This window comes from Gordonia sp. NPDC003950 (genome assembly GCF_053605205.1).
Genome location: NZ_JBSGIT010000010.1, coordinates 1 through 20906 on the forward strand (window position 1 = coordinate 1; position 20906 = coordinate 20906).

A 20906-nucleotide genomic window follows, 5' to 3' on the forward strand; every position below is an offset into this window, starting at 1 on the left:
CGCTTCAGCTCAGCCGAGTACCGCTTCGATCCTGCCGCTGCCATAGGTTTCATTCTCCCTTGAGACGAACCCTCCGGAAACACCGGGACGGATCAGACCGCTGGGGTGTGGCTACCGGTGGCTTTCTTGTGGGCGGCATGGTTTCGCTCTTCAGTGTGTACTCGTATGCCAAGCTCGGGGCCCGATTTCCGAGTCGCGGTGGCGCTGCGGAATTTCTGATCCGGTGCTTCGGTGACGGAATCGTCGCGGGTGGTCTCAACATTTTCCAGTTCCTCGGCTGGATCATCGCGATGGCTCTCTACGCAGCGGGGTTCGCCGGTTACGCACGTCACCTACTGCCCTTCGACACCCCGGAATGGTCGGGAAAGGCCATCGGGGTCGGCCTGGTCGTGGTACTGATCCTGGTCAACGTGCTCGGCTCGAAACTGGTCGGCCGATCCGAGATGTTTGTGATCGCCACCGAACTCGCGATCATTGCCGCCTTCGTCGTGGCTGCCTGCTTCAAAGCCGAGCCCGGGCGTTTCGATCAGGTGGGTGGCGACGGGATCATCGGAATTTTCTTTGCCGCGGGACTGCTCTATGTGACCTACGAGGGATTCGGTGTGGTCACCAATTCGGCCGGTGACATGAGCAACCCGGTGAAACAATTGCCGCGCGCCATGTACCAGTCCCTGTTCATTGTGATTCTTGTCTACGTCGTGGTCAGTTCGCTGGTGGTGATGGTGATGTCGCTGTCGGATATCGAGACCAATCAGGGGCATGTGCGCTCCGACGCGGGTCGCGCCGTACTGGGTCAGTTCGGGTTCGTGGTAGTCGGTGCTGCTGCGTTGTTGGCGACCGCGTCAGGGGTGAATGCGACCTTGTTCGGCGACGCCAATCTAGCGTTCACCGTCGCGAAAACTGGTGAGATGCCGTCGTATTTCGCTCGTGGAGTATGGCGCAGTGGAACCTGGGGCCTCTTGCTTGCAGGCGCCCTGACCTGTGCCTTTGTCATATTCTTCCCGCTGGCAGCGGTAGGACAGATGGCGAGCCTGGCCTTCCTGATCGTCTACGGTACCGTCAGCGTCGGCCACCTGCGAGTGCATCGTGACACCGGTGCGAACAAATGGATTCTTGTTCTGGCCATCGTGCTGAATCTTGCACTGTTCTGCCTGCTGTTGGGCTATGCGATCACCACCGGACCCGCGAGCACCTGGATTACCCTGATCGTGGTGCTGGTGCTCAGTTTCGTGGCGGAGTACGTCTACCGGCGAATCACCGGACGCGCCTTGCGAATCTGGTCGCCGACCGCACTCCCCAGGCCGATCGCCGCTGCCACCGGCACCGACGAGGGCCGACCCCAGGGCCGATCCACCCGATGACCAAGAACGCACCCACACACACACACAGACTTCGCCGATGCAACCCCATCGATCGACGTTCGCCACGCCCAGACGTCGATTCGTGAACTCCAAGGCTGTGTCGCCACCACGCGTACGCCGTGGTGGTCCTGGAGAGACCCGCCGAGAAGCAGGCCATTCGGCAGGCTCCTTGATCACCAAGCGTGAGACCACGCCGATCCGAAGTCGACCACTCCAGGACGCGGTGTTCAATGGCGCGGTGTTCAATTCTGTGCCAGTTCCGAAAAAGGACCACTTGACTACCCACGCGTCCACCGACGTCACTGGCGTGAACATGGCACTGGAGCCAGAGGCATACCGAGAACTGCACTGGCACAAGGAATCCGAGTGGGGCTCGGTGCTGGTCGGTCGCTGTCGCGTGACGGCGATTGACGAGCACGGACGCTCATTCATCGATGACGTCAAGGCCGGGCGATCTGTGGAACTTCGAGGCCGGGCTCCCGCACTCGATCCAGGGGCTCGAGGGGTGGCGTCGAGTTCTTGCTGGTCTTAGGTGACCCGGATTTCTCGGAGAATTTCACGTTTCTTCTGTCGGACTGGTTCGCGCACACACCGCAGGATGTCGACGCCGTGAACTTCCGAAAGACCTTGGGAGACATCAGTGTTTTCGACGTGAACACCTTCCCAGCCGCCAAGACGATTTCGGCAGCATTCGTCGAGGTCGAGCCCGGCGGAATGCGTTAATTGCACTGGCGCCCAAGGCTGCGGAGGGGCAGTACTACATTCAGGGTCTCGTCGCCGGTCACCATGTGCAGAACATCGGAGATGAGAAAGCCGATCTTCGTCGAGGCGTTCATGTACCCCGAGTACTCCGATGTATCTGCGCGAAAGTGGTTGGCATCCAACCCGGCTCAGATTGGCGGCCGACGGACGGGTCGACCCCGGCGACGGCGCGGCGCCGACCGAGCATCTGCGCCGACAGTGAGTCACACCGTCATATACGGCGACACCGTCGAGCCGTGCTCGTTGATCCGCAACTCGGTGCCCAGTGACGGGAAGGCGCGTTGGGTACAGCTCTGACGTTCGCACACGCGGCAGCCGGCGCCGATCGGGGTGATGCGGGCCTGCGGTCCGATCTCGAGGCCGTCGGAGTAGATGACGCGGGCGGCATGGCGTAGTTCGCAGCCGAGGCCGATGGCGAAGGTCTTGCCCGGTTGGCCGAAGCGCGCGGCGCGTCGTTCGACGGTGCGGGCGATCCAGAAATACTCACGGCCGTCGGGCATCTCGGCGATCTGGGTGAGGATCTTGCCCGGCGAGGCGAACGTCTCGTACACATTCCACAGCGGGCAGGTGCCACCGGATGCGGAGAAGTGAAATCCGGTGGCGGACTGCCGTTTCGACATGTTGCCGGCCCGGTCGACGCGGACGAACGACCACGGGATGCCACGCAGGTTGGGGCGTTGCAGGGTGGACAGGCGATGGCATACGGTCTCGTAACTGACCGCGTAGAAGGCCGAGAGGCGTTCGATGTCATAGCGGAAATCTTCTGCGGCGCCGTGGAATTGGGCGTAGGGGAGCAGTGCCGCGCCGGCGAAGTAGTTGGCCAGTCCGTAGCGGGCGAGCGAGCGTGCGTCGTCGTTGCTGAAGTTGCCCTCGTCGACGAGTTGCCCGATCAGGTCGCCGTATTCCAGGTAGGCGAGTTCGGCGGCCAGTTTGAAGGCCCGTTGTCCCGCCGACAACGCCGCGGACACCTCGAGGCGCCGCGAGGCCGGATCGAAGCGATGCAGCACGTAGTCGCCGAGGTCGACGCGGCGGGCGACGGTCACGCCGTGGCGCTTCTCGAGCCGGTCGATGATCTCTCGGCGCACATCGCCGGAGTGCATCCGCATCCGCGTGGTCATCTCCTCGGCCGCCACGTCGAGCTCGTGAATGTAGTTGCGGCGTTGGGAGAAGTAGTCGCGGACCTCGTCGTGGGGGGCGCTGATCGCGCCGCGCATGGAACGGTCGCCGCGTTCGTCGGTGGCGGCGGCGAGCTGATCGGTGGCGATCCGGTAGCGGCGATACAGGTTCACCATGGCGGCCGCGATCTCGGGATGACCGGAGACCATGGTGCTGATCCCCTGCGCGTCGTGGGCGGCATCGGGTGCCTCCACGTCGTCGTCGAGGAGCACCTCGCGCAGCTCGGCGACGAGACGCACATCGTCCTGGGAGTCGAAGAATCCCGCGTCGACCCCGAAGGTCTGGGTGATCTTCTCCAACACCGCCGCGGTCAGCGGCCGCGCGTCATGTTCGATCTGGTTGAGATACGACGGTGAGATCGCCAGGGTCTGGGCCAGTGCGACCTGGGACAACCCGCGCTCGGAGCGCAGTTGACGCAGGCGAGAGCCCACATACGTCTTCGGCATCGCCCCACCTCCTTGTGCCAGGGCGTGTGTTCCACAGGATACGGTGACCGCGTGCGGGTGCAGCGCGCTCTTCGGCGCAGATCGACGGTCGGGACCCTCGGGGTGATGGTGGCGCTGTCGGCGACGGCGACCCTCGCGGCGGGATGCTCCCACGAGGCGACGACGGTCCCGGCCGCCTCGGTGGCCCCCGCGGATCTGCTCCTCGACCCGGCCGGGCTGCCGGCCGGCTTCACCCCGGTGCAGTTGCCCGTGAAGCAGTTGATCGACGCCAACGCGACGCAGTTGTCGGCGGCACAGTCGACCACCGTCACCCCGCCGCAGTGCCGGCCGACTGCGGACGCCGACCTCAATCATCGGCTGACCGAGGCCGACACCGCGGTCCTCGGTGCCCAGTCGGGTTTCGGGAATCTCGTCGAATTGGTGACCATGCAGACACGCGATCTCGGTGCGGACATCGCCGCCACCACGGGAGCCTGCGCGCGTACCGAGACGACCATCCGGCAGGGCAACCTGGCCGGCACCACGATCGTCACCGTGTCGACCGTCCTGCCGCAGCCGCCACTCACCGATCACGCCGACGACGTCGAACAGATGCACGTCGTGGAGTCGGCGACCACCACCACCCTTCCCGACAAGGGCGTGCAGACCGCCGTCTCCTACAGCGGATATGCGCTGCTCACCCGGCCCGGTGGCGTGCCGGTGCGGTCGCCGGCGACGGTGTCGTTGACGGTGTCGGGCGAGACCACCGACGCGGTGCGGCCTCCTGCACCGGCGCCCGTGGCACGTCCGCCGATGTCCCGCGAGGAGTTCGTCACGCTATTCGGCACCGCCGTGACCACCGCGGCGCAAGGTCACACCTGACGACGGTGTCGGCGCTGATCACATGCCGTGAACCGGCGTGGTCGCGGGGAGGACACCGGCCCTTCGGCGTTTGCCTGTGAATCCCGTCACAGCGGGTGAGGGGCGGACGACGCCGTGTGCGGCCAGGGCGCCTCGGCGTGTGCACGTCGGGTCGGCCACGTACGATGGGAAAAACCCAGTACGCGCGTACTTTTTGCGAGCGTGGCCGGGTGTCTTCACACTCTCACCTTCGCAAGATTTGCAAAATCTTCGCGAAAGCTGGCGGCCTTTCGCACGATAAACCCGACTGGACCTGCGGGTTTGCCCTGTGGCACTCTTGATTGCAGACACCGCCGGAGAGCTACGGAGAGTTCGCAACCGAGCCCCCGGATGTCTGTCAGAAGGGTTCGCCGTACCGGCGCAACCACCCACGGCCCCTTACGTCGGCCGAGCAGCACAACGAAAGCGAAGTGGCTAATGAGCAACGTCGGAAAGCCCCGCACCGCCGCGGAAATCCAGCAGGACTGGGACACCAACCCGCGTTGGAAGGGCATCAAGCGCGAGTACACCGCCGAGCAGGTGGCCGAACTCCAGGGCAACGTCCTCGAGGAGCACACCCTCGCCAAGCGTGGCGCCGAGATCCTGTGGGAGGGCGTGAACGGTGACAACTACATCAACGCTCTCGGCGCTCTGACCGGTAACCAGGCCGTGCAGCAGGTGCGCGCGGGCCTCAAGGCCATCTACCTGTCCGGTTGGCAGGTCGCCGGTGACGCGAACCTCTCCGGCCACACCTACCCCGACCAGTCGCTCTACCCGGCCAACTCGGTGCCCCAGGTGGTGCGTCGCATCAACAACGCGCTGCTGCGTGCCGACGAGATCGCCCGCGTCGAGGGTGACAACGCGGTCGACAACTGGGTCGTCCCGATCGTCGCCGACGGTGAGGCCGGCTTCGGTGGCGCCCTCAACGTCTACGAACTGCAGAAGGCGATGATCGCCGCGGGTGCCGCCGGTACCCACTGGGAGGATCAGCTCGCCTCGGAGAAGAAGTGCGGTCACCTCGGTGGCAAGGTGCTCATCCCCACCCAGCAGCACATCCGCACCCTGACCTCGGCCCGCCTGGCCGCCGACGTCGCCAACACCCCGACCGTCGTCGTCGCCCGTACCGACGCCGAGGCCGCCACCCTGATCACCTCGGACGTCGACGATCGCGACAAGCCGTTCGTGACCGGTGAGCGCACCTCCGAGGGCTTCTACAACGTGCAGAAGGGCATCGAGCCCTGCATCGCGCGTGCCAAGGCCTACGCCCCGTACGCCGACCTGATCTGGATGGAGACCGGTAAGCCCGACCTCGAGGTCGCCCGCCAGTTCGCCGAGGCCGTCAAGGCCGAGTTCCCGGACCAGCTGCTCGCCTACAACTGCAGCCCGTCCTTCAACTGGAAGCAGCACCTGGACGACGCGACCATCGCGAAGTTCCAGAACGAGCTCGGCGCCATGGGCTTCAAGTTCCAGTTCATCACCCTGGCCGGCTTCCACGCCCTGAACTACTCGATGTTCGACCTGGCCTACGGCTACGCCCGTGAGCAGATGGCCGCCTACGTCGATCTGCAGGAGCGCGAGTTCGCTGCCGAGGCCCGTGGCTACACCGCCACCAAGCATCAGCGTGAGGTCGGTGCCGGCTACTTCGACAGGATCGCCACCACCGTCGATCCCAACACCTCGACCGCGGCTCTCAAGGGCTCGACCGAGGAAGGCCAGTTCCACTAGGAACTCGGTCAGACCGCAGGTACGCGGTTTCGGAGTTGACAAGACAGGCGGTCCGCGGCCTTCGCTGCGGGCCGCCTGTCGGCATCTGGGTGATCTGTGAGGAGTCTGGTTGTGTCCGGTGAGATGATCTCGCGTGTGGGTGTCGTCGGCGCCGGGCAGATGGGCTCCGGGATCGCCGAGGTGTGCGCGCGGGCCCACGTCGACGTCCTCGTGTTCGAGCCGACGAAGGCGGCGGTGTCGGCCGGCCGGTCCCGCATCCTGCGGTCGCTCGACCGTGGCGTGTCGACGGGCAAACTGACCGAGCGGGAACGTGAACAGGCCGTCGGCCGATTGCGATTCACCTCCGATCTCGGCGATTTCTCCGATCGGCAGATGGTGTGCGAGGCCGTCATCGAGGACGAGGGCGTCAAGACCGAGATCTTCGCCTCGCTCGCCAAGGTGGTCGCCGACCCCGACGCGGTACTCGCCTCCAACACGTCGTCGATCCCCATCGCCGTCCTCGGCAAGGCCACCGGCGACGCCTGCCGGGTCATCGGCATGCACTTCTTCAACCCGGTTCCGGTACTCCCGCTCGTCGAGCTCGTGTTCACCCCGCTGACCGCTCCGGGGGTCGCCGATCGGGCCGAGACATTCGCCAGCGAGGTCCTGGGCAAACAGGTCATTCGCTCCGCCGATCGATCCGGCTACATCATCAACGCACTGCTCATTCCCTACCTGCTGTCGGCAATCCGCATGGTGGAGAGCGGTTTTGCCGCGGCCGAGGACATCGACAAGGGTATGGTGCTGGGCTGTGCGCACCCCATGGGTCCGTTGCGGCTGGCCGATCTGGTCGGTCTGGACACGGTCAAGGTGATCGCCGAGGGGATGTACGAGGAATTCGGTGAGCCCCTCTACGCCCCGCCGCCCATCCTGGCGCGCATGGTCGCGCAGGGGCGGCTCGGCAAGAAGGCCGGTGCCGGCTTCTACGACTACGCGTCCCCCAACGCCGCCCGATAGGATATGGCATATCTCGAATGCGAGATATTGAACTCGGAGTGAGTGCACGTCTGCGCGGGCCTCGGCGGTGGGCCGATTTTCGAGCGGGTGCGAGGCACGTGCGTAATCGACTGTGCTGAAAAGCTTTTCGGATATCCGGAGCCGGTCTCCGTCGATCCCGCGATGTGGTACGCCTGTACTCTTTATGACCGTGCTAACAATCTGCTTGCAATTGCTAGCGAGAAGTGGATACTGGTAGGTGGAAGCGCTGCACGAGTGATCCCCGACCGGCGGTCATTGATCACCCACCTGATCTGTTGCCCGAAAATACTTGCGCCGCAATACTTCTGCCAAACCCTTATCAAGGAGGCCGATATGAGCACCACCGAACGTACCCTTGCGAATCCCTTCTATGCCGTGGTCGGTGCGGGCGATCTGGCCCTGCAGCAGGTCACCGATGCCGTCACGCAGCTGCGTGAGCGCACCGAGGCCGCCACCGAGAGCGCGACCACGCGCTTCGAGGAGTCCAAGACCAAGCTCGAGGAAACCCGCACCAAGCTGAACAGCCTGCCCGAGGATGTTCCCTCGATCGACGAGATCCGCGCGAAGCTGACCACCGAGGAGATCACGAAGTTCGTCGAGCCCTACGTCGAACTCGCGACCAGCTTCTACAACTCGCTGGCCGAGCGCGGCGAGGAGACCCTCGAGCGTCTGCGTCAGCAGCCGATGGTCCAGGAAGGCCTGACCCGCGCCGAGAAGACCTACAACGACGCTGTCGACCTGACCGAGGACGCCCTCGGAGTGGTATCGCACCAGACCCGCTCCGTCGGTGAGCAGGCTGCGAAGATCGCCGGACTGGTCGGCGCCCGCGTGGGCGAGGCCAGCGACGCGCTCGACGACGCCGCCGACAAGCTCGGCGAAAAGATCGACGAGGCCGCCCTCGAGGTCGGCGAGAAGCTTGACGAGGCCGGCGAGGCCGTGACCGAAGCCGGTCAGACCATCAAGGCCAACTCGGCCACCGCCGCGTCGAAGGTTGACGGAGCCGCCGGCACCGTCGAGGGCAAGGCGCGTACCGCCAACTCGTCACCGGCCAAGAAGATCGCCGCCGCCAAGAAGGCTCCCGCCAAGAAGGCTCCGGCGAAGAAGGCCACCGGCCCGGAGGCCTGATCGGCACGACCGACCACAGACACGGCCCCCCGCGGATGCTTTCCGCGGGGGGTCGTGTCGTGTTGTCTTGGTGTCGTGTTCTCTGTGCTGTTTTGTTCTCAGGGCCGGGCCGGCGAGTGGATCGTCAGGACCGCCAGGGCGCCGTCGTCGCTGCGGTAGGTGTGTTCGGTGTCGGAGGGCCACTGCAGCGATTCACCTTGTCCGGCAGACCGTTCGGCCCCCGTCGGGCCGGCGGTCAGGAGTCCGGACACCACGTGCACATGTTCGACGACGCCGTCGCCGTGTGGGGGTGAAGTGCGGATGCCGCCGGGCAACACCCGGAGCCAGAAGACCTCGGTCGTCGCGCCGTCGGGATGATGCTCGACGTTCAGGAGTCGCGCCGACAGGTGTGTGCCGGAGCCCTCGGTGCCCGCGTCCTCGCCGAGTAGTGCCGACAGCGTGACGCCGAGTGGTCCGGCGACGGCGTAGAGCGTGTCGATGGTGGGGTTGCGTTGTCCCGCTTCGAGTTCGGAGAGAGATCCCTTGCCGATGCCGGCGGCGCGGGCCAATGCGGACAGGCTCATCCCACGTGCGGAGCGCAGGCCGGCGATCCGGTCGCCGATCGCCCGGCGGCGGGCGGCGGTGGCATCCGGATCGTTGTCGGGCACGGTTCCACCGTCCTTCCCATCGTTCTGTAAACAGAACGATACACGCTATGCTGGCCGACGTGACCACCAGAGCGCCCTCGATGAGCGAACCCATCACGGCCGGAATCATCACCGCGCTCGTCGGATTCACCTCGTCTTTCGTGGTCGTGGTCGCCGGGTTGCGGGCGGTCGGGGCGTCGTCGGAGCAGGCCGCGTCGGGGCTGCTGGCCCTGACCGTCACCTTCGCGGTGGGCATCGTCGTCCTGTGCGTCGTGACCCGCAAACCCATCACGCTGGCCTGGTCGACGCCGGGCGCGGCGATGCTGGTGGCCGCCGGCGCCGACTATCACGCCGGATGGTCGGCGGCGGTCGGGGCTTTCCTCGTCGTCGGCGTGCTCATCCTCGCAACCGGTCTGATCCCGGCCCTCGGAGATCTCATCGGGCGAATCCCGACGCCGATCGCGCAGGCGATGCTGGCCGGGGTGCTGCTCACGCTCTGCTTGGCGCCGATGAAATCGCTTGCACTGCAACCGCTGCTGACTCTTCCGATCCTGATGGTCTGGCTCGCCGCGACCCGATGGTTGACCCGCTGGGCGCTTCCGCTGGCGTTGGTGACCGCACTCGTGGTGATCGGTGCCTACGTCGGGGTGCACGGAATCGACGACGGCGTCGCCATCGACTGGTGGCCGCAGATCGCCTGGACGACACCCTCCTTCGACGTCTCGGCGATCATCGGGTTGGCCGTCCCGCTGTACGTGGTCACCATGGCGTCACAGAATGTGCCCGGCGTCGCCGTCCTGAAATCCTTCGGCTACGAAACACCCTGGCGTCCGGCCATGTTCGTCACCGGAGCCGGAACGGTGATCGGCGCACCGTTCGGCGGGCACGCCATCAACCTGGCCGCACTGTCGGCGGCACTCGCCGCCGGTGAGGAGGCGGGTGCCGACCGGAGTCGACGCTGGATCGCCGGCGTGTCCGCCGGCATCTCGTATCTGGTGCTCGCCGGGCTGTCCGGGGTGCTCGTCACCATCACCGCCATCGCACCGCAGGGACTCCTTGAATCCGTTGCCGGACTGGCGCTGCTGGCGACCTTCGCGAACGCCCTGCTGGGTGCCTTCGCCCACGACGAGTTCCGCATCGCGGCGGCACTGACCTTCGTCACCGCTGCGGCGGGCGTCACGTTCTGGGGGATCAGCGGGGCGTTCTGGGCGATCGTCGTCGGACTGGTGGCGCACGGGGTGTTGCGGCGACCGGCCTGACGTGGCGCGTAATCCACTCGCATGCTCAACTCTCATACGCACGCAATGCATTCCGTGTATATGGGAGCCGAACGCGCAACTCCCACCTTGCTAGACGTCCAGTGCCGCGACCCGCTTCTTCTCCGCCTCGACCTCGAAATCTGCGGGCGGCCAATCCAAATCGAGTCCGGACAGTGCGTCGATGAGCAGTTCGCAGACCGCGAGTCGGGAGAACCACTTGCGGTTGGCCGGGATCAGGTACCACGGCGCGTCATCGGAGTCGCACCGGTCGAAGATCGCCTGATACGCCTCGAGGTACTGGTCCCAGTAGGCGCGTTCGTCGATGTCGCCGGGGTTGTACTTCCAGTACTTGTCCGGCCGCTCCAGACGTTCGGTCAGACGTGCCTTCTGCTCCGACTTCGACACCACCAGAGCGCATTTGATGATCGTCGTGCCGGCGTCGATCAGTTCGGACTCGAACTGGTTGATGATGTCGTAATGCCCCGACCACTCCGACTCCGGCACCAGATTGTGCACCCGGACCGGCAGGACGTCCTCGTAGTGCGACCGGTCGAAGACGCCGATACGTCCGGCGGGTGGCAGCGCGTTGCGGATGCGCCACAGGAAGTCATGCTGGAGTTCCTCGGGCGTGGGCTTGCCGAAACCCTTGATGGCCAGGCCCTGGGGATCGAGAAGGCCGCCGACGTGGCGGACGATCCCGCCCTTGCCCGCGGCGTCCATCCCCTGCAGGACCAGCAGCACCGACCGGCGATCGCCCGCGCGGCCGTTCGCGTACAACAACTCCTGCAGGTCGGCGAGGACGGTGCCGCGTTCGGTCAGGAGGGTCTCGCCGAGTTCGCGGTCACCGTCGAATCCGGGGGTCGAGTCGGCGTCGAAGCCGGCGATCGGTCCGGTGTGGGCGACCCGGAGGGCGGTGGTCGGCGGCGCGGACCAGCCGGTCGTGGACTTCGGGGACTTCGCGTGCCCGTTCTTGTTGCCGTTCTTGCCCATTGCCTCACGACCTCCTCGTCGACGTCCAGGAGAGCCTACCGGGCGGTGGGGTGGTCGACGTTCACTTCGGCGGATACAGCCCGCCGCCGCCGAACGCTTCGCGGTGCGAATCCGGTTGTGCACCATCGTTGTTGACGATCCCGTGATCCCGTCCGTACTCGGCGCCGATGACGGTGTGTCCACTCAGCGACGCCAAAGCCGGGTCGTCGGCCAACGCTGCGATCACCCGGCCGACGAACGCCGGGTCCTCGGCGCGGCTCAGCGAGAAACCGGCGAACTCGTCGACCCCGAGCGAGAGCAGCAATTCGGTGCGAATGAGGCCGAGCCACAACGAGATCGCGGTGACTCCGGTGCCCTCGAGTTCGGTCGCCATGTCGGCGGCCATCTTGTCCAGCCCGGCCTTGCTCATGCCGTAGAGCACCGAATGCAGATGACCACGGGAACCGAACGACGAGATGTTGACGATCAGACCCGACCCGGCGTCGACCATCGCCCGCGCGGCGTACACCGACGCGACGTAGTGGGCGCGCAGCCCGACACCGATCAGCGTGTCCCAATCCGACACCGGGCGCTTCCAGAAGGGTTCGGAGAAACCACCGAATCCCTTCGGCGCCGCCCACGCGTTGTTCACCAGCAGATCCAGGCGCCCGGCCGCACCCGAGATCGTCGCAAAAGCCTCGGCGACGGCTGCGTCGTCACGATGATCGCAGGCCAGCGCGTGGGTGCCGTCGGGGCCGACACCACGACGCGAGGTCACATAAACCGTCCACCCGGCGTCGACGAGCGCGGTGGCCACGCCCCGTCCCACGCCCCGGCTTCCGCCGGTGACCAGGGCGACGCGACGCTCGGTCACTCCGCCTCCGATGTGGTGGCGTCGGCCAGGGGATCGGGCAGCGGAGGCGGTGCCGTCACGAATGCCTCACGGGAGCCGTTCACCCCGGCGACCCCGACGATCGAACTCCACACCATCATCGTCAGGTAATCGATGAGTTCGGTGACGGCGATCGGATGATCGGCCATCCACCAGTCGACGGCCCGCTGAATGCCGCCGACCAGGGTGTAGGCCCATACCTGGGCGCCCGTGGTGTCGCCGCCCCGTTCGTCCAGACGCGTGATGATGGTCGCGGTCAGTAACTGGGCGACCAGCTTCTCCGACTCCGCCGAGGTAACCGACGACGTCGGCGACGCGGAGATGGCGAAGCGATACAACTCGGGTTCGTCGGCGACGGCGTGCACATACACGCTGATCACCGTGCGGGTGAGGGTGTACTCGTCGACATCGTCGGTGATCGTCTCGGTCAACCGCGGCATCAGGGTGGTCTCGAAGAACCGGATGGTCGTGGCCACCCCGAGGTCGTTCTTGTCGCTGAAATAGCGGTAGAGCACGGTCTTGGAGACGCCGATGTGCCTGGCGATCTCGTCCATGCCGACATCGGCGCCGAGTTCCCGGATCGCGGCCATCGTGCCGTCGGTGAGTTCGGTGCGACGGGCCTGCTTGTGCTTCTCCCAGCGTTGCCGCCGGCCGTCCGGCTTGACCCGGTCGTCGCCGGATGTGCCCAGGATGGCCTGCTCGAAGCCGCGCGTCACGTTCGCCGCCGCCGACACCGCCGCACGAGCCGCCGACGCGGGATTGGGGCGATTTGCCATCACCCGGCCAGAGTAGTCGGTGCCGATAGGTAAGACTGGACGGGTGTCAACACTGAGTCGGGACGTCGCGGGTCGTCATGCAGCGTCCGGGGGGCGTCACGCAAAGCCCACCAAGTCGCCGGGGTTCGCAGCCGGAGGCTCCTCCGGCGACGAGCGCCGTCGCCGTGAACTGCGCAAGATGAAGATCATCGCGACCAGCCTGCTGGGTGTGGCCGCGGTGATCTATCTATTCACCCGCTACCTCGAGAACCGCGACGGTGACGCCGTCGCCGCCTGGGTCGGATATGTCCGCGCGGCGTCGGAGGCGGGAATGGTCGGTGCGCTCGCCGACTGGTTCGCCGTCACCGCACTGTTCCGTCATCCGTTGGGCCTGCCGATTCCGCACACCGCGCTGATCCGCAAGAAGAAGGACGATATCGGCGATCAGCTCGGCGGGTTCATCGAAGAGAACTTCATGACCCCGGCCGTCATCGAGGAACGCGCCGAGCAACTCGACCTGCCCCGGCGGGTGGCCACCTGGCTCGCCGATCCGGCCAATGCGCCACGTGTCTCCGACGAGGCCGCGCGTGCCATCAAACTTGCCTCGGAGATGTTGCGCGACGAGGACATCGAGCAGTTCATCCAGGCCGCACTGCGCTGGGCCGCCGAGCCCGAATGGGCACCACCGATCGGCCGCATCCTGCACCAGCTGATCGACGAGGAGCGTCTTGAACCGGTCTTCCAACTGCTGTGCGATCGAGCGCACGACTGGGCACTGGGCAGTCAGGCGCTGATCGACCGGGTCGTGGAAAGCGATGTCGGCCCGGCGTGGAAACCGAAGTTCGTCACCACTCTGATGGGTGACAAAATCTACCGTGAGCTGGTCGATTTCACCTACAAGGTCAAGAGCGACCCGAATCACGAGATGCGGCGCTCGATGCATCAGTTCGTCCAGCAGTTCGCCCACGACCTGCAGTACGACCCGGAGATGGTCGCCAAGTTCGAGGCCATCAAACACGAACTGATCGGCAGTGACGAGGTGGCCGACGCTGCGTCGACGGCGTGGAACACCGGCAAGGCCGTCATCGAACAGATGCTCGCCGACCCCAACAGCACCCTGCGCAACACATTGGCCGACGCGGCGATCAATCTCGGTCGGCGAATCCGCGACGATCGGCCCCTCCAGGAGAAGATGAACGGGTGGGTCGCACGTGTCGCCAATCACGTCGCTGTGAACTACTCGCGTGAGGTGATCTCGGTGATCACCGAGACGGTGCGAGGCTGGGACGCCGAGGACACCAGCCGCAAGATCGAGTTGCAGGTGGGCCGTGACCTGCAGTTCATCCGGATCAACGGCACCGTCGTCGGCTCGCTCGCGGGGCTGGCGATCTACACGATCTCGGTGCTGATCTTCCACTGACCCGGCGACGGCCGCATGCAGCAGTGCTTGCACTAGTTAGCACCTGAGTCGATACTGGCTCCAGTGAGCGACGAACCGACACCCGACGCAGCGGACGCCCCGGACGAGGACACCTCGGCCGGTGACGACGTGGGTGGCGTGACGCAGACCGTCGAAGCGGTCACCGCCGTCGCCTCGGATGCGGTGGCCACCGCCGCACAGGACATCGGTGCCTTCATCCGCTCGCAACGACTGTCGGCCGAGGTGTCACTGCGTCAACTCGCCGAGCGCGCCGGGGTCAGCAATCCGTACCTGTCGCAGATCGAACGGGGCCTGCGCAAACCGTCGGCCGACGTGTTGGCCCAGATCGCCAAGGGCCTGCGGGTATCGGCGGAAGTGCTGTACGTTCGGGCCGGAATCCTCGAAGAACGACCGGCCAGCCCGGTGCGTGACGCGTTGATCGCCGACGACTCCATCAGCGAGCGTCAGAAACAGATGTTGCTCGAGATCTACGAATCCTTCCGAAAGGAAAATGCCGCCGGCGTCGACGACGCTGCCGGGGCGGACCCACATGAGTGATCGCTCGAAAGACTGACACCACCGCAGGAGGAGCATGTCCGAGAATCCGTTGTCCACCGCCCTCGGCCAGGTGTCGGCATTGCTGACCGAGTTCCGTGAGCGGGGAGAGGCAGCCACCGAGCAGGCGCAGGCGAAGATCGGTGACGCCGTCGATGAGGCACAAACCAAGGTTCTCGAATCGATCGGCGTCGCCCAGGAGAAACTGTCGGAGTCTCGCGACGACGCCCAGGCCCGATTGGCCGACACCGTCGAAGGTGCCCAGTCGAAGGTCGATGACGCGCTGGCGGCCGCGCTCGCCGCATTCGAGGAGGCGAAGGCGAAGCTGTCGTCGTTGCCGATCGAATTGCCCGAAGAGATCGACGAACTGCGCGCCCGATTCACCCCGGAAGAGCTCCGCAAGGTGGCCGACGCCTACCTCGCCGTCGCGGCGGCCCTGCTCACGTCGCTGTCGGAGCGCAGCGAGGAGGTCCTCGGCAAACTCAAGTCCCAACCGCTGGTCGAGGAGAACCTTCCCAAACTCGAGAAGGTGTACACCGACGCGGTCGCGCTCACCGAAGACGCGCTGGGCACCATCGCCACCCAGACCAGGCTCGTCGGTGAACGCGCGGCCCGTGGTGTCGGAATGAGTTCCGCCGCGGCGACTCCGGAATTGCCGGCGGCCAAGAAGGCGACGGCGGCCAAGACGACGACAGCGGCGAAGAAGGCTCCGGCCAAGACGACTGCCACGAAGAAGACTCCGGCCAAGACGACGGCGGCGGAGAAGACGACCGCCGCCAAGACGACGGCGGCGGCGAAGAAGGCTCCGGCCAAGACGACGGCCGCCAAGAAGACGACCGCCGCCAAGAAGACGACAGCGGTAAAGAAGGCTCCGGCCAAGACGACGACCGCGGCGAAGAAGGCTCCGGCTGCGAAGAAGGCTCCGGCCAAGACGACGGCGACCGCGGCGAAGAAGGCGACGGCTGCCAAGAAGACGACGGCTGCCAAGAAGACGACGGCTGCCAAGAAGACGACCGCCGCCAAGAAAACTCCGGCCACGACGACCGCCGCCAAGAAGGCGCCGGCCAAGAAAGCTCCGGCCAAGCGGACACCGCGCTCATAGCGTAGGACCGCTCGGCGCGTCGCCTACCTCCGCGTTCGCACGTCTGACCCGTAGACTCGGACATCATGAACTTCTTCTCGGCGATGGCCACGGGACAAATGATCCTCATCCTGGTCATCAGCATTGCCGCTGCACTCGCTGCGGTGGTCGCCCTGATCCATGCGGCGGTCCAGCGTCCGGACGCCTTCACCGCGGTCGACCGGCAATCGAAGGTCATCTGGGTGTCGATCCTCGCCGCCTCGGCCATCGTGCTCGTGTTCTTCGGCTTCTTCGCCTCGGGGATCATGGGCATCCTGGCCATCGCCGCGATCGTCGCGACCCTGGTCTACCTCGTTGACGTGCGCAAACGAGTCGACGCCATCCAGAACAAGTCCTGGTTCCGCAAGCTGAACTGACGTCCCCCGACTCCGTTTCGCCGAACGCTTCGAACTCGCCCGCACTGCCCGTGTCCGTCACCGCGACGACACGGGCAGTGTCATTTCGATTTCCGGCGATGTCATTTCCGGCGATGTCATTTCCGGCGGTGTCATTTCCGCCGCCGGTGGCGCCGGCGTGCCCATCTCCCGCTCGTGACAGGGGTCACTCAAAATAATATGCATCCCAGATGCAAATTATGGTTGTCTGGGTGCCATGCAGTTGACGCGGTTCACCGACATCGGCCTCCGCGTCGTCATGCGTCTGGCGGCCCGTCCTGACGAGTCGGTCACCTCGAAGGATCTGGCGACGGCGCTCGCGGTGCCGTACACGCACGTCGCCAAGGTCGTCGTGCGACTGTCGGAGCTCGGCGTGGTGCATGCGCGCCGCGGCCGCAATGGGGGCCTGGTGATCACCGACCTGGGGCGGACCGCCCGCGTCGGATGGCTGGCGTCGCGACTCGAAGGCGACGGCGAGGTGATCGACTGCGAGGGCCCCACCCCGTGTCCACTCCGGCACGGGTGCGCCCTTCGTGGGGCGCTCGCCCGCGCCCGTCGGGCCTTCTTTGAATCCCTGGATGCGCACACGATCGGGGATCTCGTCGCCGATCCCGCCGGTGCCGTCCTCCTGCGTCTCACCATCGGTGACCGGTCCGAGGCCGGCGGTGACCGCACCGCGCAGTGACGCCACATCCGCATATCGATCGGCGGCCCATGGGGGCGCCCGCCGCAACAGAAAGGGAGTTCACCATGCTCAGTCAGACATCACGAGAGGTCATTGCCGCGACGCTGCCCGCAGTGTCGGGGGCCCTCGGCGAGATCACCCCGAACTTCTATCGGCGGCTGTTCGCCGCGCACCCGAACCTGCTCGACGATCTGTTCAACCGAACCCATCAGACGACGGGGGAGCAGCCGATGGCGCTGGCCGGGTCGATCGCCGCGTTCGCACAACTACAACTCGACGAGGATCTGCCGCGGCAGCGGTTCATCCTCGACCGGATCGCCCACAAGCATGCCTCGCTCGGGGTCACCCGGGACCAGTACACGGTTGTCCACGAACATCTCTTCGCGGCGATCGTCGACGTCCTGGGTTCGGTGGTGACTGCGGAGGTCGCGGCTGCCTGGGATGAATTGTATTGGGAGATGGCCGATCTCCTGATCGGTCAGGAAGCGGATCTCTATGCGGCCGCCGGTGTCGTCGACGGGCAGGTCTGGCATGACCTCATCGTGACCCACCGGACTCAGACCGCTCCCGATGTGGTGTCCTTCACCGTCGCCGACCCGGCCGATGCTCGACTTCCCGGTTTTGTTCCAGGGCAGTATGTTTCGATCCAGGTGCCGCTGGCCGACGGCGCCCACCAGATCCGTCAGTACAGCCTGATCGGTCCCGCCGACGAGCGGTGCGAGTGGCAGTTCAGTGTGAAGCTCGCCGGCGAGGTGTCGGGATACCTGCACGAGAACGTCTTCGAGGGTGACTCGCTGCGGATGTCGACACCCTTCGGTGATCTCGTTCTGCCCGAGGGGGATTCGCCACTACTCCTGGCATCGTCGGGTATCGGGTGTACGCCGGTGATCGGGCTGCTGTCCGCGCTGGCCGGTACCGGCTCGACCCGGCCGGTGACGGTCATGCACGCCGATCGATCGCGGTCGGCGCAACCCCATCGGGGTCGACTGGCCGACCTCGTCGATTCCCTGGAGTCCGCGCGCCTGATCCAGTGGTACCGGGAGGGTGTCGATCATCTGATCTCCGACAGCGTGCGATCGGGTCCGATCTCGCTGGAGGACATCGACGTACCTGCCGGTGTCGAGGCGATGCTGTGCGGATCGGCCGGATTTCTCTCCTCGATGCGCGATGAACTCCTGGCCCGCGGGGTCACCGAGGACCACATTCATTACGAGACCTTCGGTCCCGAGCTGGTCCGCGGTGGTTCGCGGTGAGTTCAGCGCAGGCGGTGGCCGTCGCCGTCACCTTCGTGTGGCTCGGCATGGTCGTGGCCATCTCCTTCGTCGAGGCCCCGCTGAAGTTCCGGGCTCCCGGCATCACCATTCCCCTCGGCCTGGGCATCGGGCGGCTGGTGTTCCGCGCGCTCAATGCATTCGAGATGGTGTGGGCCGTCGTGCTCGTCGTCGCGGTGGTGTCCGCCGGGTTGGTGGCGGACGCGGCGGGCATTCTCGCGGTGGTGGCGGTGGTTCTCCTCGGTGTGCAGGTCCTCGCGATCCGGCCCGCCCTCAATCGCCGGTCGGATGCGGTGCTGGCGGGCGAGGTCGTCATCGACGGGCCTCGCAGTCATGCGCACCTGGTGTATGTCGCCGCCGAGGTCGTCAAGGTCGGGCTGTTGATCGCGACCGGGATGACGCTCCTGGCCGCATGATGATCGGACACCGCGGCGTGTTCGGCGTGGTGTGGCTCGTCGGTTCGCGGTCGGGCGCGGAATACACTGGCCACCGTGGCTGAGTATCGGATCAACGACCTGGCGGAGGCATCGGGGGTCAGCGTCCGCAATATCCGGGTGTATCAGGACCGGGGTCTGTTGCCGCCGCCGGTGATCCGCGGTCGCACCGGCTGGTACTCCGAGGACCACCTGGTCCGGCTGAATCTGATCTCGCGCATGCTCGAACGCGGTTACACCTTCGCGACCATCAGCGAGCTGCTGCACGCCGCGCATTACGGAATGAAGGTCGAGCACGTGCTGCGCGGCGCACCCACCAAGGGCGGGCGGTTCCGCACCTTCAAGCGGGCGGCCACCATCACCTTCACCGAACTGCGCAAGTCGCTCAACGCCAGCGAGAAGTCGATCGCGCTGAGTCAGAAGCTCGGACTGCTGGTGAAGGACGGCGCGCACTACGCCATCAAGAACCCCGAGGTCCTCGAGGGGGCCGAGGTGCTGGTCAAGAGCGGTATCGACATCGACGTTCTGCTCGACCGATTCGTCCGCGTGCAGAACGACCTCGAGGACGCGGCGAAGAGCTTCGTCTCGATCATCACCGACAAATACCTCAACGAGAACCTGCCGGATCTCGACGAGTCCAAGATCAGCGGTGTCGCCGACCTGATCCAGACCGTGCGGCCGATGGCGCACGAGATCGTCGAGACCACCTTCCGCAAGGCCCTCGACGAGGAGATCACCCGAGCGCTCGGTGAGGCCTCGACCTACTTCGACGTCGCCGAAGCCGCCGTCACCGGCGAGGATGGCGAAATCGATGTGACAACAAGTAGTGTGACATCGAACGATGCTGTGGTGGAACGGTCGAATGGCCCCACACCGGAGTCCGACACCGTCCCCGAATAGGGGCGTGACCGAACCGCCACACCGGACGACGCCGTGGTCAACGCGGCGAAGGAGTGGATGCGGACATGAGTCGACGTCACTGGTTGGCCGGAACCGGAGCAGCCGTGGCGGCCGGGGCCGCCGTCGGCGTGGGGACCATCGTGGGCGCTCTGGCCCGCGACGTGCTGCGTGCCGAGTTGGCCGTCGACGACGGGCCGGACGACTTACTGGTGGCGCCCCGGACCGAACCGGAACGCCGGATGGTCACCACCGTCGACGGCACCCGACTGCATGTGGAGATCCACGGTCCCCGCGGCGAGGACACCGGTGACGTCGTCGTCGCGGTTCACGGGTGGACGTGCAACACAGCCTTCTGGAACGCTCAGATCAATCACCTCGCCGGCACCCACACGGTGGTCGTCTACGACCAGCGCGGGCACGGTCGCAGTGAACTGGGTCGGGCCCGACCGACCATCGACATGCTCGGCCGCGACCTCGACGCCGTGCTGGCCGCGGTGGTCCCGCCGGGCCGTCGCGCCATGCTCGTCGGGCACAGTATGGGTGGGATGACCATCATGTCGTGGGCCGCGCAGTTCCCGGAGAAGGTTCCCACGGTCGCGGCGTCGGCGGTCCTGGCCTCCACCGCCGCCCACAACGTCGTCAACTCGACGTTGCTCCTGCCGACCGGCCTCCCCCGGTACACCCGCCCCTTTGTTCCGGCCATCAACCGCGCCTTCACCTCGGCACCGGTGCCGCTGCCGCACACGGCGTACTCGGGCCGATTCGCGCATTACGTCGCCCTCGGGTCGGCGGCTCGCGCCTCCCACGTCGAATTCGTCGACACGATGATCGCCGCCTGCCCGCCGCGCGCACGGGCCGGCTGGGGATCGGCGATGGGACGACTCGACGTGCGCGCCGGACTGGCGGCGCTGACGGTGCCGACCACCGTCATCGTCGGCGACGAGGACCGACTCACCCCACCCGCCCACGCCGAGCAGATCGCCGAGATCCTGCGTGGCCACGGTCATCTGCGTGAGCATGTGGTGCTGCCCGGTGTCGGGCACATGTCGCCGATCGAGGCGGCGGGTCGCGTCGACGAGATCCTGGAACGGCAAGCGGCGCAGACATTGTCAGCGCCCGTCGGGCAGCGCTGAC

General features: G+C 66.1%; 21 protein-coding genes. 16 read left to right on the forward strand and 5 right to left on the reverse strand.

Annotated elements, in window-relative coordinates:
* The first annotated feature begins 137 nt into the window (after positions 1-137).
* Positions 138-1361 (forward strand): APC family permease, encoded by a 1224-nt coding sequence (locus ACWETB_RS10525; protein WP_452210999.1) that lies wholly within the window; start codon positions 138-140, stop codon positions 1359-1361.
* Between the two features lie 313 nt (positions 1362-1674).
* Positions 1675-1893 carry a cupin domain-containing protein gene (locus tag ACWETB_RS10530; RefSeq protein WP_452211189.1) on the forward strand — a complete coding sequence of 73 codons (219 nt, stop codon included), beginning with the start codon at positions 1675-1677 and terminating at the stop codon, positions 1891-1893.
* A 433-nt stretch (positions 1894-2326) separates the two neighbouring features.
* On the opposite strand, the gene ramB is transcribed toward ACWETB_RS10530, so the two are convergent.
* On the reverse strand, positions 2327-3745 hold the full coding sequence (gene ramB / locus ACWETB_RS10535; RefSeq protein WP_348810267.1) for an acetate metabolism transcriptional regulator RamB: 1419 nt from the start codon (positions 3743-3745) through the stop codon (positions 2327-2329).
* A gap of 51 nt (positions 3746-3796) precedes the next feature.
* On the opposite strand from ramB, the gene ACWETB_RS10540 reads away from it, so the two are divergent.
* From ACWETB_RS10540 to ACWETB_RS10555, 4 genes are all read left to right on the forward strand, one after another.
* A complete protein-coding gene (locus tag ACWETB_RS10540) occupies positions 3797-4606 on the forward strand; it encodes a hypothetical protein (protein WP_348810268.1) in 810 nt (269 codons plus the stop codon).
* A gap of 456 nt (positions 4607-5062) precedes the next feature.
* A complete protein-coding gene (aceA, locus tag ACWETB_RS10545; protein ID WP_449742190.1) occupies positions 5063-6349 on the forward strand; it encodes an isocitrate lyase in 1287 nt (428 codons plus the stop codon).
* Positions 6350-6460: 111 nt separating this feature from the next.
* Positions 6461-7345 (forward strand): 3-hydroxybutyryl-CoA dehydrogenase, encoded by an 885-nt coding sequence (locus ACWETB_RS10550; protein WP_452211002.1) that lies wholly within the window; start codon positions 6461-6463, stop codon positions 7343-7345.
* Positions 7346-7699: 354 nt separating this feature from the next.
* Positions 7700-8491: a heparin-binding hemagglutinin gene (locus ACWETB_RS10555; protein ID WP_452211004.1), complete on the forward strand. Its 792-nt coding sequence runs from the start codon at positions 7700-7702 to the stop codon at positions 8489-8491.
* Between the two features lie 98 nt (positions 8492-8589).
* Here the strand turns inward: ACWETB_RS10555 and ACWETB_RS10560 are convergent, their stop codons facing one another.
* A complete protein-coding gene (locus ACWETB_RS10560) occupies positions 8590-9138 on the reverse strand; it encodes a helix-turn-helix domain-containing protein (RefSeq protein ID WP_452211006.1) in 549 nt (182 codons plus the stop codon).
* Positions 9139-9176: 38 nt separating this feature from the next.
* On the opposite strand from ACWETB_RS10560, the gene ACWETB_RS10565 reads away from it, so the two are divergent.
* Positions 9177-10376: a benzoate/H(+) symporter BenE family transporter gene (locus ACWETB_RS10565; RefSeq protein ID WP_449742446.1), complete on the forward strand. Its 1200-nt coding sequence runs from the start codon at positions 9177-9179 to the stop codon at positions 10374-10376.
* A 90-nt stretch (positions 10377-10466) separates the two neighbouring features.
* On the opposite strand, the gene ACWETB_RS10570 is transcribed toward ACWETB_RS10565, so the two are convergent.
* The 3 genes from ACWETB_RS10570 to ACWETB_RS10580 all read right to left on the reverse strand — a co-directional run bounded on the left by ACWETB_RS10570 (position 10467) and on the right by ACWETB_RS10580 (position 13013).
* A complete protein-coding gene (locus ACWETB_RS10570) occupies positions 10467-11366 on the reverse strand; it encodes a polyphosphate kinase 2 family protein (RefSeq protein WP_452211008.1) in 900 nt (299 codons plus the stop codon).
* A 61-nt stretch (positions 11367-11427) separates the two neighbouring features.
* Positions 11428-12219: an SDR family NAD(P)-dependent oxidoreductase gene (locus tag ACWETB_RS10575; protein ID WP_449742186.1), complete on the reverse strand. Its 792-nt coding sequence runs from the start codon at positions 12217-12219 to the stop codon at positions 11428-11430.
* Positions 12216-13013 (reverse strand): TetR/AcrR family transcriptional regulator, encoded by a 798-nt coding sequence (locus ACWETB_RS10580; RefSeq protein ID WP_449742445.1) that lies wholly within the window; start codon positions 13011-13013, stop codon positions 12216-12218. The genes ACWETB_RS10575 and ACWETB_RS10580 overlap by 4 nt, the downstream gene beginning before the upstream one ends.
* A 52-nt stretch (positions 13014-13065) precedes the next feature.
* On the opposite strand from ACWETB_RS10580, the gene ACWETB_RS10585 reads away from it, so the two are divergent.
* The 9 genes from ACWETB_RS10585 (at position 13066) to ACWETB_RS10625 (ending at position 20905) form a co-directional block, all read left to right on the forward strand.
* Entirely contained in the window at positions 13066-14412 is a 1347-nt protein-coding gene (locus ACWETB_RS10585) for a DUF445 domain-containing protein (RefSeq protein ID WP_449742444.1), read from the forward strand.
* A gap of 63 nt (positions 14413-14475) precedes the next feature.
* Positions 14476-14970 (forward strand): helix-turn-helix domain-containing protein, encoded by a 495-nt coding sequence (locus ACWETB_RS10590; protein ID WP_449742185.1) that lies wholly within the window; start codon positions 14476-14478, stop codon positions 14968-14970.
* Between the two features lie 34 nt (positions 14971-15004).
* Positions 15005-16069, forward strand: coding sequence for a heparin-binding hemagglutinin (locus ACWETB_RS10595; protein WP_452211010.1), 1065 nt, complete (start codon positions 15005-15007; stop codon positions 16067-16069).
* Between the two features lie 65 nt (positions 16070-16134).
* On the forward strand, positions 16135-16464 hold the full coding sequence (locus ACWETB_RS10600; RefSeq protein WP_348804585.1) for a DUF2516 family protein: 330 nt from the start codon (positions 16135-16137) through the stop codon (positions 16462-16464).
* Between the two features lie 235 nt (positions 16465-16699).
* Positions 16700-17167 (forward strand): RrF2 family transcriptional regulator, encoded by a 468-nt coding sequence (locus tag ACWETB_RS10605; protein WP_449742183.1) that lies wholly within the window; start codon positions 16700-16702, stop codon positions 17165-17167.
* A 65-nt stretch (positions 17168-17232) separates the two neighbouring features.
* A complete protein-coding gene (locus ACWETB_RS10610) occupies positions 17233-18420 on the forward strand; it encodes an FAD-binding oxidoreductase (protein WP_449742182.1) in 1188 nt (395 codons plus the stop codon).
* Positions 18417-18854 (forward strand): hypothetical protein, encoded by a 438-nt coding sequence (locus tag ACWETB_RS10615; protein WP_452211013.1) that lies wholly within the window; start codon positions 18417-18419, stop codon positions 18852-18854. Before ACWETB_RS10610 ends, ACWETB_RS10615 begins: the two co-directional genes overlap by 4 nt.
* 75 nt (positions 18855-18929) lie before the next feature.
* Positions 18930-19772 (forward strand): MerR family transcriptional regulator, encoded by an 843-nt coding sequence (locus ACWETB_RS10620; protein WP_449742181.1) that lies wholly within the window; start codon positions 18930-18932, stop codon positions 19770-19772.
* A 65-nt stretch (positions 19773-19837) separates the two neighbouring features.
* A complete protein-coding gene (locus ACWETB_RS10625) occupies positions 19838-20905 on the forward strand; it encodes an alpha/beta fold hydrolase (protein WP_452211015.1) in 1068 nt (355 codons plus the stop codon).
* The last annotated feature ends 1 nt before the right edge of the window (position 20906 follow it).